The sequence below is a fragment of the Bacillus sp. GW821-FHT11D08 genome, assembly GCF_058808515.1.
In genome coordinates, this window is sequence record NZ_JBXARS010000006.1 from 32,015 (window position 1) to 46,224 (window position 14,210).

At 47.8% G+C, this 14,210-nt stretch carries 12 protein-coding genes; 7 read left to right on the forward strand and 5 right to left on the reverse strand.

Annotated features, from left to right (window positions below):
- Nucleotides 1-106 precede the first annotated feature (106 nt).
- A complete protein-coding gene (locus tag AC1RRX_RS13125) occupies nt 107-1,147 on the reverse strand; it encodes a 2,3-butanediol dehydrogenase (protein ID WP_007408876.1) in 1,041 nt (346 codons plus the stop codon).
- Between the two features lie 365 nt (nt 1,148-1,512).
- Between AC1RRX_RS13125 and walM the strand changes: the two genes are divergently transcribed.
- Both walM and AC1RRX_RS13135 read left to right on the forward strand, forming a co-directional pair.
- The gene (gene walM, locus AC1RRX_RS13130; protein ID WP_007408877.1) at nt 1,513-1,881 is read left to right on the forward strand and encodes a cell wall metabolism protein WalM; all 369 of its coding nucleotides are present in this window, start codon (nt 1,513-1,515) and stop codon (nt 1,879-1,881) included.
- Nucleotides 1,882-1,946: 65 nt separating this feature from the next.
- On the forward strand, nt 1,947-2,993 hold the full coding sequence (locus AC1RRX_RS13135; RefSeq protein WP_020955436.1) for a TolB family protein: 1,047 nt from the start codon (nt 1,947-1,949) through the stop codon (nt 2,991-2,993).
- A gap of 30 nt (nt 2,994-3,023) precedes the next feature.
- Here AC1RRX_RS13135 and AC1RRX_RS13140 read toward each other — a convergent pair whose 3' ends face one another.
- The 4 genes from AC1RRX_RS13140 to gabP form a co-directional block, all read right to left on the reverse strand.
- Nucleotides 3,024-3,182 (reverse strand): hypothetical protein, encoded by a 159-nt coding sequence (locus AC1RRX_RS13140; RefSeq protein ID WP_186302970.1) that lies wholly within the window; start codon nt 3,180-3,182, stop codon nt 3,024-3,026.
- A 98-nt stretch (nt 3,183-3,280) separates the two neighbouring features.
- The gene (locus AC1RRX_RS13145; protein ID WP_007408879.1) at nt 3,281-3,490 is read right to left on the reverse strand and encodes a cold-shock protein; all 210 of its coding nucleotides are present in this window, start codon (nt 3,488-3,490) and stop codon (nt 3,281-3,283) included.
- A gap of 204 nt (nt 3,491-3,694) precedes the next feature.
- A complete protein-coding gene (cotA, locus tag AC1RRX_RS13150) occupies nt 3,695-5,233 on the reverse strand; it encodes an outer spore coat copper-dependent laccase CotA (RefSeq protein ID WP_015416957.1) in 1,539 nt (512 codons plus the stop codon).
- A 108-nt stretch (nt 5,234-5,341) separates the two neighbouring features.
- Entirely contained in the window at nt 5,342-6,727 is a 1,386-nt protein-coding gene (gene gabP, locus AC1RRX_RS13155; RefSeq protein WP_144464647.1) for a GABA permease, read from the reverse strand.
- Nucleotides 6,728-7,113: 386 nt separating this feature from the next.
- Here gabP and AC1RRX_RS13160 point away from each other — a divergent pair, with 386 nt between their 5' ends.
- The 5 genes from AC1RRX_RS13160 (at nt 7,114) to guaA (ending at nt 14,202) form a co-directional block, all read left to right on the forward strand.
- Nucleotides 7,114-7,986, forward strand: coding sequence for a cation diffusion facilitator family transporter (locus AC1RRX_RS13160; protein ID WP_110085601.1), 873 nt, complete (start codon nt 7,114-7,116; stop codon nt 7,984-7,986).
- A 138-nt stretch (nt 7,987-8,124) separates the two neighbouring features.
- The gene (locus tag AC1RRX_RS13165; protein WP_007408884.1) at nt 8,125-9,087 is read left to right on the forward strand and encodes an AAA family ATPase; all 963 of its coding nucleotides are present in this window, start codon (nt 8,125-8,127) and stop codon (nt 9,085-9,087) included.
- Nucleotides 9,087-10,271, forward strand: coding sequence for a DUF58 domain-containing protein (locus AC1RRX_RS13170; RefSeq protein ID WP_015239308.1), 1,185 nt, complete (start codon nt 9,087-9,089; stop codon nt 10,269-10,271). Before AC1RRX_RS13165 ends, AC1RRX_RS13170 begins: the two co-directional genes overlap by 1 nt.
- Nucleotides 10,272-10,289: 18 nt before the next feature.
- A complete protein-coding gene (locus AC1RRX_RS13175; RefSeq protein ID WP_144464645.1) occupies nt 10,290-12,497 on the forward strand; it encodes a DUF4129 domain-containing transglutaminase family protein in 2,208 nt (735 codons plus the stop codon).
- Between the two features lie 163 nt (nt 12,498-12,660).
- Entirely contained in the window at nt 12,661-14,202 is a 1,542-nt protein-coding gene (gene guaA / locus AC1RRX_RS13180) for a glutamine-hydrolyzing GMP synthase (protein ID WP_007408887.1), read from the forward strand.
- The last annotated feature ends 8 nt before the right edge of the window (nt 14,203-14,210 follow it).

The following is a 14,210-nucleotide window of genomic DNA, read 5'->3' on the forward strand; positions in this document are numbered from 1 at the left end:
GCGCAGAGGGGATCATTTTTAAAAGGAAAAGGAAGGAAAGACGAAGAGATGAAAAAAAGAGCCAGAACGGCTCTTTTTCCGATGTGTCCGGTATCAGCGGGACAACTTAGTTCGGTTTGACTAAGATTTTCACTTGGTTTTTCTCTTTGATTAAAGCGCCGAAGCCTTCTTCAATCAGATCGTCGAGCACGATTTTTTTCGTGACGAGCTTATCTGCTGAGAAGTAGCCCTCTTTCATCAATGCAAGAACGGAAGGGAAGATGTCGCGGTATCCGATAATGCCTTTTACGGTCCGTTCTTTGATGACGATATCGTTCGGATGAATTTCCGCTCCTTTTTCCCAGATGCTGACGATAACCGTTTCACCGGCAATGTTTGTTGACTGGATCGCCTGGCGGAGAACGACAGGAACGCCTGTTACTTCATAAGAAACATCAACGCCGCCGTTTGTGCGTTTAGCGATTTCTTCAACGACATCGTCCGTTTTTGACGGATCAATGATGATAGCGCCGAGTTCTTTCGCTTTTTCCTGACGTTCCGGTGAAAGTTCAACCGCGTAAATATCTGTGGCGCCGGCCGCTTTCAGGGCTTCAATCACAAGCAGCCCGATCGGTCCGCAGCCAAAAACCGCCGCCTTGTCGCCCGCTTTTAATTTGCTTTGGCGGACGGCGTAAAGCGCTACCGCTGACGGCTCAACAAGCGCGCCCTGTTCGTAAGAAAGCTCTTCAGGAAGCTTAAACAGCAATTCTTCGTCAACGGATACATATTCAGAAAATCCGCCGCCGCCTCCAGCTAAGCCTAAGAATCCCATTTGTTCATCAAGGTTATAGGCTCCCTGATGTCCGTGTGTGGCAAAAATCGGTTCCACGACGACACGGTCGCCGACGCTGTAATTTTTGACGCCTTCGCCCACTTCAACGACTTCTCCTGAGAATTCGTGACCCATCGTGACGGGCGCCATTTCGTTTGTTAACGGATGAGGTTTGCCGACCGGAATAAAGATCGGGCCTCCCAAATATTCATGAAGGTCGCTTCCGCAAATCCCGCACCATTTGACTTTAATTTTGACTTTACCCGGTTCTGCTTTAGGTTCATCAATGTTTTCGATTCGAATGTCTTTTTGATTGTGCCATCTTGCCGCTTTCATTGATTATCACTCCTAGTCTGATTGAAACGAGTATAGGTACATGATCAATATGAACCACGGTTAAAAGGAATAAAGTGCCTGCTTCCTAAAGCCTGATTTTTCTCAAAATATATCATATTATGCAACTATCAATAGGCCTTATAAAAAGTCCATATTGAATGCAGAAATACTCTATGAATATTATAACGCTAATGAATTAAATTTTGTAGTATAATTTACCATGGAATTATATAGAACGGGAAATTGTGCCGTCGTTATGTGCGTGTCTCATCACGTTGTAATGAACATGTAAAGTGATTGAAATATTATAATCGTCTTCTTGGTGTATAATTTTGCCTAGAATAAAGAATCAGGAGGACGAAAGCTTGAAGAAGTTATTCTTAGCCTTATTGATTTTAGCAGGAAGCACGCTGGGAGCGATCAGTTACTCTTCTGATGCAAGTGCTAAAAAAGTGAACGGAAATATTACATGGTATAATGGAGTCGGTAAAAAAGGATCTTCCGGTAAAAAACTGGGGCACTGGGATTGCGCGACAAAATTAGGATTTGACGTTCCGAGAAACGGAACGAAAATCAGAGCTTATGCGAAAGCAAAACCGAAAAAGGTTATCACCGTATACAAAAATGATGTAGGCCGTCTGCCGAATGCCGTATTGGATGTCAGCCCGAAAGCGTTCAAAGCGCTCGGATATCCATTAAGCAAAGGAAGAGTATCCGGACACTACAGCTATTAAAATAGACCATCTTAAAAAGCAAGGACACTGATTCTTGCTTTTTCTGATTGACGGAGAGATTGATAATGAAGAAGAAACGATGGATCTGGATGTTGCTGGCTGCCGTTTTGGCGGCGGCGGTCATCGCGTCCGTTTTACTGATTAAAGGAAAAAGCGACGGCGGCGGGAAAGCCGTTGTCTCCGGCGGCCATGACAAGCTGCTTGTTTCCATTACAGACAAAGATCTGATGACGAAATATTACGAGGACGGCCGCGTGCTGTACGAGGAAAAGCTTTCGGCATATCCGGCGTTTGCGCTGGATGACGCCCATCAGGTGCTCTATTTTGTCGGGAATAATGACCAAAATGAGATGCGTCTCTATAAGCTTGATCTGAAGACGAAACAGAAGACGGTGCTTTATAAAGGAACGGCAAGCGCTGACAGTCTGTTTTTATCAAAGGATCTGACGCACATTTATTTCCGTCTCGGAAAAGCGGATGAAGATATTTTCCGTCTCGCATCTTTTGATTTGAAAACGAAACGTTATGAAAATCTGTATCCCGCCGCCGATGAGAAAGACGACAGTGTGAGCAGCTTCTTTTATAACCGCAGCCAAAACGATTTTGCGCTTCTGCATTATTCCGTGAAAGAGGATTATCAAAAAACGGATGAGGCAAATGAGAAGGGGATTGACCCTGAACCGACGAATATCCGGTTTGCAGCAGGAGCGGGCGAACACCTTCAGGATTTGACAAACCTTGAACAGTTTATCAGCGACGTGGCGGTGTCACCGGACGGAAAGAACCTTGTCTTTACATCTTATACACAAAAAGGGACGGAACAAAAAGCGTCCATCCGTCTGATGAATGTCAAAACGAAAAAAGATGAAACGATTATCTCAAACGGGAAGGACTTCGCTCCGCTGATTGATGCCCAGCCTCAGTTTTCTAAAGACGGCAGCATCATTTATTTCATGGCGGAAGCAAAAGGCGCTAAGCGTCTGAAGGATGAAACGGGGCGGAATGCGAAGGTCCGGACCATTTATGCTTATCATTTGGATACGAAAAAATGCGAAAAAGTCTGGGAAAATGACAACGGCATTATCAACAGTTTTTCCGTCATCCAATCATGAAAAAAACACTCAGCGCCCGCTGGGTGTTTTTTAATGAACAAAGCTGGCTGCGGCTGAGGCGAACCATTTGAAAAAACGGAGAAGCGGAACGGCAAAATGGAACGTTTCGATGAATGACTGTGCGGCAAGGTTCATTTTCCGCCGTTTTGCCATTTCCTTCAGATCTTTCTGCTGCCGATCGTTTTTCATGTTCAATGCTCCTTTGCATCATAAAAGGACATGATAACGCAAAGGCCTCTCATGAGACATGGAGGCCTTCTCTATGTTGAGACTCGTAAAAGGGAGGTCTAACTTGATGCCGTTTGGTTATTGTTTTGGAGATTTACCAACGAACGGACGCCGTCGATCATTTTACTGCCGCAAAGGGGGCAAGTCGGGGTATCACTGCCGGCAAAATTCTTTCTGCTCCAGCCGATACAGTCCTCTTTTGTGCATTCCCACGTACTGACATCTTCTTTAGGCAGCGGTTCCTGATTACGTTTGTTGTAGTAAGACATAAAGTCACTTCTTCCCTTATGAATTTTCGTGCACTCCTTCATTGTCTCATACTTTTCCCTAATCTCCTAATTCCTTTTTCTATCCAGATTTCCAATGAGGGTGCATCGTCTTCCTGTTATTACAGTATATGCAAATAAGTGTCTTCTTATTTTTTCTTTTTGGATAAATAAAAAAGCCCCTTCTCTAAAAGGGGTGATATTTGTTTACTGCTTATCCGTGACGTCCATCGGTCTCATCATGTCGTAATCTTCATGTTCTAAAATATGACAGTGCCATACGTAGCGTCCGCTGTAAGGAGCGAAGGTCGCCGCGATTCTGATGACCTCTCCCGAGTGCGCCTGCACGGTATCTTTCCAGCCTTTTTCACTTGGAGGAGGCGGGACGGCGGGGCCTGTATACACAATGTCGCCGAATTTGTTATAACGCTCTAAGTCAAAAGGACGCCGGTCAAGGATTTGGAAGGAAACAAGGTGCAGGTGTATCGGATGGGTTCCCCCCATCGGATTGATAATCGACCAGATTTCCGTTGTGCCGAGCTTCGGCGCTTCTGTCACAGGATCATGCCATCGCTTGTTATTCAGCGTCAAAACGGGCCGGCCGTATTTGTCTTGCGTATTTGTGAGTTTAAGCGTCCTGATATTGTGTATTCTCTTTGATGTCACATTAGGCATTGTTGAAAGATATTTAGGCTTCCGGCTTGTGTCTGCTCCCTTCAGCGGTTTTGTGACGCGGAATTGCATCACATTGGCGTCTGTATCCGGATCGGCGTCGCCCCCGCAGCCGGTGCCGTTCGTTAAAATGATATGTTCTCCGTCAAAGGCGGAGAAATCGATGAGCACATCATACCGCTCTGCCGGGGCTAAGCTGATAGATTGTGTTTTGACAGAGCGGGGAAGCAATCCGCCGTCAGAACCGATTTGAATAAACTTCCCGCCGTTATTGAGCGAGAGAGAAAATGTTCTCGTATTGGAGGCATTAAGGATGCGGAAACGATATGTCCGCGGTTCAACTTCCATATACGGCCACGCTTTACCATTGACGAGAATGGTATTTCCGCAAAAAAACGGGACGATGGAAGGGTCGGGCAGCGTTTCGGAAGGGTTAGCAGGTCCGCTCGGGTAAGACAAGGAACCGTCGTCATTTAATGTGCGGTCCAAAATCATAAGCGGTACGTCATACTCTCCGGAGGGAAGCTTCAGCTGCTTTTCTTTTCGCTCGCGAATGATATACATCCCGGCAAGCCCGGCGTACACATTGAGCCTCGTAATCGCCATGGCGTGATCGTGATACCATAACAGAGCCCCGCGCTGTTTGTTTGGATAATGGTATACCTCTCTCTCAAAATAAGGACCCGTTTCCTTAAAATCCTTTGTGAACCATGCTTCCGGGTAGCCGTCGCTGTCCGGCGGCGTTGCTCCTCCGTGTAAATGGACGACGGTTTTGACATCGGGTTCCTGATGGCCGCTTTCTGAATGGTGAATGGTATGATCCACGGGCAGAAAATGCTTATCCGGAAGGTCATTCATCCATTTAATATAGACGTTTTCATCTTGGTTCACGTCGATCGTGGGGCCCGGAAATAAACCGTTATACCCCCACAGCCGGGTCGGCGGGAGATCGCGGTGCAGCTTGTGAAAGCATTCCTTCATGGTGACTTCATAATACGTGCTGCCGTCTGATTTCTTCTGCGGCTGGAGTGTTTCGATAATCGGCAGTTCATCTGCAAATTTTTCTAGAGCCATTTTTCATCCTGTCCTTATCATTTATTGAAATCCTGTACTACAGTTAATGCTGCCTTGAACAGGTTGGTTAAAAAAACACCCGCCCTTTTTTGAGGGGGGTGTTTGCGGTTATTGCGCAATCCGGCTTTCGGAAGCGCTCTCTTTCGGTTTTTGTTTTTTGCGGAATACATATGAGGCAAGTACCAGCAGAGTAATAAATCCTGTCAGTAGAAATTCAGACCGCATTGAACTGATAAACAGCATAGATAACAAGATGGCGCAAATGGCGATGATCGTCAGGTAGGTTAAGTACGGATAAAACCACATTTTGATTTTAAGAGATTCAGGGTTTGTCCGTTCGATTTTCTTTCTCATTCTCAGATGTGAGACGGCGATGACGAGATAGACGAGCAGTGCGATCGCCCCTGATGAATTGACCAGGAACAAAAATACGGAGTCGGGAGAAAAGTAGTTCATAACAACGGCAATATAGGAGAAAAAGGTGCCGGCGATAATGGCTTGAACCGGTACGCCTCTTTTGCTCAGTTTCATAAAACGCCGCGGCGCTTCATTTCGCTCTGCCAGTGAATACAGCATCCGTGACGTCGTATAAAGCCCGGAGTTCAGGCAGGACAGAACGGCTGTCAGGACGATGAAATTCATGATTTGAGCGGCTGCGGGAACCCCGATATGGCTCAAAACGGCAACGAAGGGGCTTTCCAAAATATTGGCTGAATCCCACGGCAGCAGTGTGACCACAACCGCAATGGAGCCGACGTAAAAAATAATGATCCGCCAAACGACTGAGCGGGTCGCCTTTGTGACGGATTCGACCGGATTTGACGTTTCTCCCGCTGCGATTGCGACGATTTCAGATCCCATGAAAGAAAAAATGACAACGACGATGCCGAGCAGAACGGAACTTGGACCTTTAGGGAAAAATCCGCCGTGTCCCGCCAGATTTTCCAGCCCGACCGGTTTGCTGCCGGGGACGATTCCGAAAATGAACGCAAATCCTGCGATTAAGAAGACAACGATCGTCGCTACCTTCACTAAGGAAAGCCAGTATTCAAATTCGCCGAACGATTTAACTGAATAAATATTCGTCAGTGTTAACAGCACGGTCAGAAGCAGACTCGTCAGCCATAACGGAATGCCCGGGAACCAGTACTGTATGATTCCGGCGCCTGCAATGGCTTCAATGGCAATGACGATGACCCAGAAAAACCAATACAGCCATCCGATCGTAAAACCGGCCCAAGGACCGATGGCATCATGCGCGTACTGTGAAAACGAACCGCTTGTCGGGTTGACGGAGGACATTTCCCCCAGCATTCTCATAATAAAAATCACTAATAATCCTGCTAAAGCGTAGGAGACAATCGCTCCGGGTCCGGTGGAATGAATGACGGATCCGCTTCCGACAAATAATCCGGCGCCGATCACGCCGGCAATTGAAATCATAGTCATATGCCGGGTTTTTAATCCCTTAGATAAAGAGTTAGGCTGATTCATTCTTTGCCTCCTTTGGTTTGTTTATGCTGAATATTCCGACAAGTATTATTCTATCATAAATGCCACAGACAGTTGAAAATGATGTAAGAAAATATGACATTTTTTTCTCATCCGTACAGCAGAAGGTGCCGGAAGGAAAAGAAATAATTTTCTGTTATTTCTGTGTTTTATTGGTTTTGAAAATAATTCCATGAACGTGGGTTGGCGAGAATCCTTGATACGATTGGGATGAGAGGGGTTTTGTGAATGAAAATAAGTTTCCTGAGTGCATAAATGTTCTATGCTTACTATTTTTCTGTGGAAAGTGAATCATGTTTCTATAGACCCACTGTGTCCTCGCTTTGTATGATAATGAAGGAAAAATTGAACGGGAAGGAGGATTTTCAGTGGAGAGATATCATGAATTGAAAAAAGGCGAAACCGGAGCGATTGTCAGTATTGGCGCATATGCGGCATTGTCGGCTGTGAAGCTTGTGATCGGTTATTTGTTTCACTCAGAAGCGCTTCAGGCCGACGGTTTAAATAATACGACTGATATCGTGGCATCTGCGGCTGTTTTCATCGGTTTGCGCATCTCTCAGAAACCTCCTGACGAAGATCATCCTTACGGCCATTTTCGGGCGGAGACCGTCGCGTCACTCATCGCTTCCATTATTATGATGCTTGTCGGAATGCAAGTGCTGTTCAGCGCCGCGCAATCTATTTTTTCCGTTAAAGAGGAAACACCGGATATGATAGCCGCCTGGACGGCCGCGGGGAGCGCCGTCGTGATGCTGATGGTCTACCGCTATACGAAAGGGCTTGCGAAAAAGGTAAACAGCCAGGCGCTTTCAGCTGCGGCCGCTGATAATAAATCAGATGCGCTCGTCAGTATCGGCACGTTTATCGGAATTTTTGCTTCACAGTTCCATTTGGCTTGGGTGGATACGGTTACCGCGTTTATCATCGGGTTGATCATCTGCAAAACCGCGTGGGATATTTTTAAGGAATCCTCTCATTCGCTGACTGACGGTTTTGATGTCAAACATATTTCTGATTATAAAAAGACGATTGAACAGATTGCGGGCGTCAGCCGTTTAAAAGATATTAAAGCGAGATATCTGGGCAGCTCCGTTCATATTGATGTCGTCATTGAAGTGCCGTCAGATCTGAACATTAAAGAGAGTCATGAGATCGCAAATGAGGTAGAACGCAAGATGAAAGATGAACATGCCATTGACCATTCACACGTTCATATGGAGCCCCTCCAGCTGAAATAAAGCTTCCTTTCTAAAGGGAGCTTTTTCCTTTTTTAGACTGGAAACAATTCGCTGGAAACGTTTTTTTATACTGTTTATATTTTGTGGTAAAGTTAGGTTACGATAATTGAAATTTGAGAGATGACTAGGAGGAGAAGAATGGCTTATAAAGAAGAGCTGCATCCGCTGCTGGAGAAAGCCGTTGAGCATATTGAAAACATCATCATAGGAAAACGGGATATCGCCATACTCAGTCTGGCCGCCATTCTCGCAAAAGGGCATGTGCTGCTGGAAGACGTGCCGGGAGTCGGAAAAACGATGATGGTCCGCGCTTTGGCCAAGCTGATCGGAGCTGACTTTAAGAGGATTCAGTTCACGCCGGATCTTCTGCCGTCAGATGTGACGGGTGTCTCTATTTATAATACGAAAACGATGGAATTTGAATACCGCCCTGGACCGATCATGGGGAATATCGTGCTGGCTGATGAAATTAACAGAACCTCTCCAAAAACGCAGTCTTCCCTGCTTGAGGCAATGGAGGAAGGGAATGTCACGATTGACGGAAAGACAATGCGGCTGGCTGAGCCGTTTTTCGTCATGGCCACACAAAACCCGGTTGAATATGAAGGAACGTATCCGCTTCCCGAAGCCCAGCTTGACCGGTTTTTATTTAAGCTGCGCATGGGCTATCCGACTGCCGAGGAAGAGCTTCAAGTTCTGTCTTTGCAGGAAGGGCGCAATCCGCTTGAAACAATCGAGCCCGTCATTTCTAAAGAACAGTTTATCAGCCTTCAGCAAAAATTGGAGCAGGTGCGGGTGGATGATGGAATTAAAGCGTATATCGTCGGCATTACTCAGCATACCCGCCGGCATCCGTCCGTACATCTGGGCGTAAGTCCGCGCGGTTCAATCTCATTAATGAAAGCCGCGCAGGCGTACGCGCTGCTTCATGACCGCGATTACGTCATTCCTGATGACGTCCAGTATTTGGCTCCGTATACGCTGCCGCACAGAATGATCTTGACCGCCGAGGCGAAATTTAACGACGTGACGCCGGAAGCGGTTATAGAAGACATCATGCAAACGGAAAAAGTGCCCGTTCAAAGGATGTCGGTCCGCTAATGAGAAAGAAGATGCATTGGCTTCTATATGGCTGGAAGCTGCTTATGTTGGCCGTACTGACGGCGGCTGTCTTTTCTTATGCCATGTTTCAGGGCGGATTTGTGAGCTGGTTTTTATTTTATGCGTTTTTGCCATTTACCGTTTACGCCGGGCTGGTCGCTGTGTACCCGCTGCGGGCGTTTCAGGTGACGCGTGACGTGTCCTCCGCCCAGTTAACCTCAGGCGACAGGCTGTCTGTCACCATCAGGCTGACGAGGCGCCTGCCGTTTCCGCTGACATATATGGTCATTGAAGATGTGATGCCGGAAACGCTTGGCGAGAGGCGCAGTGCGAAACAGCTCGTGTTTCCGTGGTTTCAAAGGAAGCTGACGTTACAATATGAGCTGCCGCAGGTGCCGCGCGGAGAGCATCATTTACATACGATAAGAGTGCGGACGGGAGATGTTCTCGGGCTTTTGGACAAGACGGCGTCGTTTTCCGTTACGGATACGGTTCTGGTTTTTCCGGCGTACGGGTCTGTTCACTATAAGCCGCAGGCCGCATCCGGAGAAGAGGGTGCGGCTGCCGGCGCTCCGTTTCAGGTACACCGCTCCGCAATGGCTGCGAGCGTCAGAAATTATCAGCCGGGCGACCGGTTTTCCGCACTTGACTGGAAAACATCGGCGCGGCGAAATGAGCTGATGACGAAGGAATTTGACCCGCTGCAGAGTGTGAATATGATTCTCCTTTTGGACTGCAGGCCGTCCCCATCGTTTGAAGCCGCGGTATCAGCTTCGGCATCCCTGCTTTACACGGCGCTTGTGAAGGGCTCTCCCGCAGGATTTATTTCATTGGGGAGCGACCGGACCGTATTTCCCGTCCGGGAGGGAGACCGGCATTTCAGAAAGATGCTGCGTTACCTGGCATCAGCTTCAGAATCGGAAGAAGCTGATGCAGGCGGGCGTTTAGGAAAAGAGCTGGCGGATCCGCGCGTCCGCAAAGCTTCCATTGCCGTCGTGACGGGCAGTCTTACAGAAGACCTTCTCAAACAGGCTGAGCCCGGCCGTGCTGACATGACGGTGTTTTTGGCGAAAGAAACGAATGCCGCGCTTTCAGAGAAAGAACGGAAACTCGCTCTCATCTTCGCTCAAAAAAATATTAAGGTGCAAATGATCAGGGACAAACGGGTGTCCCATGTTGTTTAGAAAGAGAGGTGGCGCGCCATGCCGCATGACGAGAACCAGGGAAGCAGGCTGAGTCTGCTGCTGTTTTATTTTCTCGCTTTTTTATTGTTATGGGAATGGCTCAGGCCGCTGCACAATTTTACAGATACAAAACATACCGGTTTTTTCATCGTTTTTATCGGTTTGGCATTTCTGCTGTCATTCTTCCGGATGAGGTGGTGCGTCACCGTGCCGTCCTGCATTCTGTTTACGTTGATCAGTATTCACATCTTGTTTTATAAAGGTTCGGTTTTTCAGCCGGAATGGCTCGTTTCTTTTTTGCGGGACGTGATGCAAAATGCCCGCCACATCGGGTCCGGAAGATGGAATGACATGAATCCGTCATTCCGCACATTGCTGTTTTTTGTGCTTTTATGGCTGCTCGTGTATTTGCTGCATTACTGGGTGATCTATCAGCGGAAAATATTATTCTTTTTTATCATGACGGTGGCGTATATCACCGTGCTTGATACGTTTACTCCTTATGATGCCGCGTACGCCGTCATCCGGATCGTCTTTATCGGCTTTTTGATGATGGGGCTTTTGTATATGGAGCGCATCCGGCTTACGGAACACATAGCGTTTAAAAAAAGATTGATACTCAAATGGTTTCTGCCGCTGATGCTGTTTATCTGCGCTTCCGTCGTGTTCGGTCTGGCGGCTCCGAAATCAGACCCGAACTGGCCGGACCCCGTGCCGTTTCTTAAAAAAATAACAAACCACAAGGAAGTGCCCGCCGCCGAAAGCAAAATCGGCTACGGCAATCATGATGAAACATTGGGCGGCCCTTTTCAGCAGGATGATACGCCGGTTTTCACATGGAAGGGAAAAGAACGGGCGTACTTCCGGGTGGAAACGAAGGATACATACACGGGGAAAGGCTGGGTGGAGACCGATCAGGGCATGTCCTATAAACTGAACGGCGGCAACGTGGAAGATATATGGTTTGACCGGAGTGTGCAGACGAGACGGTATACGGCACAGGTGTCCATTGATGAAAATTATCTCTATAATCACGTCATGTATCCGATCGGCGTCTCCAATATTAAACCGAAGCACTCGATTCAGCTTGAAATGAACGGAAACACCGAGCAAATTACGCCGGTCAGTGAACAAGTGGGTAACATCCGCAATATGGGACGGTACACGGTGACTTTTCAGGCGCCCGTCTTTAAGCTGAATGATCTCAGAAAAGTGAAAGTGAAACGATACCGTGAGCAGAATCAATTCAATGACCGGTATTTACAGGTCCCCGACAGCCTTCCGAAAAGAGTGAGACAGCTTGCGGACAGACTGACGCGGGATCACCATAATATGTTCGATAAAGCGAAGGCGATCGAGGATTATCTCGGATCTTCCGCATTTTCGTATAATACACAGGATGTCGCGGTTCCGGAGCACAATCAGGATTATGTCGATCAATTTCTGTTTGAAACGAAAAGAGGATATTGTGATAACTTTTCATCGGCAATGGCCGTGCTGCTCCGCTCTGCGGGAATTCCCGCCCGTTGGGTGAAGGGCTATACATCCGGCGAGTATAAAGACGCAGGCGACCATAACGGCCACATTTATGAAGTCACAAACAACAACGCCCATTCGTGGGTGGAAGTGTATTTTCCCGATCAGGGCTGGGTGACATTTGAGCCGACAAAAGGCTTCACCAATCCGACGGAGTTTACGTCAGAGCAAAATCATACCGCGGCAAAAGACAGCGGAGGCTCAGCGGGAAATTCGGATGAACCGTCTGACAAGCAGCGTCAGAAAACAAAGCCCGAAAAAGAAGAAACACCGAAAAAGCGGGATCACAGCGCGGCACCGCAGCCTGTGATCCGCAACAAAACCGCGGCACAGCTGTGGCCGTATGCAGCCATCGTCATCGTGATTTCAGCCGCGGCGGCACTCGCCTGGCTGTTCCGGGCGCGCTGGATTCCGCACGTTACAGCAGCCAGATTGAAGCGGCGTACGGATGAAGACGTCTTTTTCGACGCATATGCCGCGCTGCTCCGCCAGCTGAAACGAAAAGGGTACAGCAGGGGAGACGGAGAAACGCTGCGCGATTTTGCCGCGAGGGTTGACGAGGCGCACCATACAAACGACATGTCCGAGCTGACGCTGCGCTATGAGCGTGCGTTATACCGCAGCGATAATGCCGCAAAGCTTTGGAATGAATCGGGACAGTTGTGGGAAAATATAATTAAAACAAGATAGTCTTGACCGCATATCGTCCTGTTGTTAGAATAAATGAATGTTAAATGGGAGCCCGGGAGCGTTAAAAAGCCGGGCTTCCGTACAAGTCTTGCGCGACAGAGGGCTGAACGTGTGTCCTCCGTTTTTTCTGTGTCAAAAACTTAGAGGAGATTAGGTGACAACCATGACGAAGTTAGTGAATGAAATGATTCTTGTTCTTGATTTCGGCAGTCAGTATAACCAGCTGATTACCCGCCGGATCCGTGAATTTGGCGTATATAGCGAGCTGCACCCCCATACGTTGACAGCTGAGGAAATCAAAGAAATGAATCCAAAAGGAATTATCCTTTCAGGCGGACCGAACAGTGTATATGATGAAGGATCTTTCCGCTGTGACGAAAAAATCTTTGAACTCGATATTCCTGTATTAGGCATCTGCTACGGCATGCAGCTGATGACTCATTATCTCGGAGGAAAAGTCGAGGCGGCAAGCCAGCGCGAATACGGAAAAGCCAACATTCAGATTCAAGGAACTCCTGACTTGTTCAAAGATCTTCCGGAAGAACAAGTTGTCTGGATGAGCCACGGCGATTTGGTTGTAGAAGTTCCAGAAGGCTTCACTGTTGACGCAACAAGCCATCACTGTCCGAATTCAGCGATGAGCAAAGCGGACAAGAATTGGTACGGCGTTCAGTTCCACCCGGAAGTGCGCCACTCTGAATACGGCAATGATCTTCTGAAAAACTTTGTATTCGGCGTTTGCGATTGTGAAGGCAAATGGTCAATGGAAAACTTTATCGAAATCGAAATGCAAAAAATCCGTGAAACAGTCGGAGACAAGCAGGTTCTTTGCGCGCTAAGCGGCGGTGTTGATTCCTCTGTTGTGGCTGCTTTAATTCATAAAGCGATCGGCGACCAGCTGACTTGTATTTTCGTCGATCACGGCCTGCTTCGTAAAGGCGAAGCGGAAGGCGTCATGAAAACGTTCAGCGAAGGCTTTAATATGAATGTCATTAAAGTTGATGCGAAAGACAGATTCTTAAACAAGCTGAAAGGTGTTTCTGATCCTGAGCAAAAACGCAAAATCATCGGCAACGAATTCATTTACGTGTTTGATGATGAAGCGGACAAGCTGAAAGGCATCGATTACCTTGCGCAAGGAACGCTTTACACGGATATTATCGAGAGCGGTACTGCTACGGCGCAAACGATCAAATCGCATCACAATGTCGGCGGACTTCCTGAAGATATGCAGTTTGAACTGATCGAGCCGCTGAACACCCTTTTCAAAGACGAAGTGCGCGCGCTCGGCACAGAGCTCGGCCTTCCGGATGATATCGTATGGCGTCAGCCGTTCCCGGGCCCTGGACTTGGCATCCGCGTACTCGGCGAAGTAACGGAAGAAAAACTTGAGATCGTTCGTGAATCAGACGCGATTCTGCGTGAAGAAGTGGCGAACCACGGCCTTGAGCGCGACATCTGGCAGTACTTCACGGTTCTTCCTGACATCCGCAGCGTCGGCGTCATGGGAGATGCGAGAACGTATGATTACACAATCGGTATCCGTGCCGTAACATCAATTGACGGCATGACATCTGACTGGGCGCGTATCCCTTGGGATGTGCTCGAAGTGATTTCGACACGGATCGTCAATGAAGTGAAACACATCAACCGCGTCGTGTATGACATTACGAGCAAGCCGCCTGCAACGATTGAGTGGGAATAGTCAAAAGA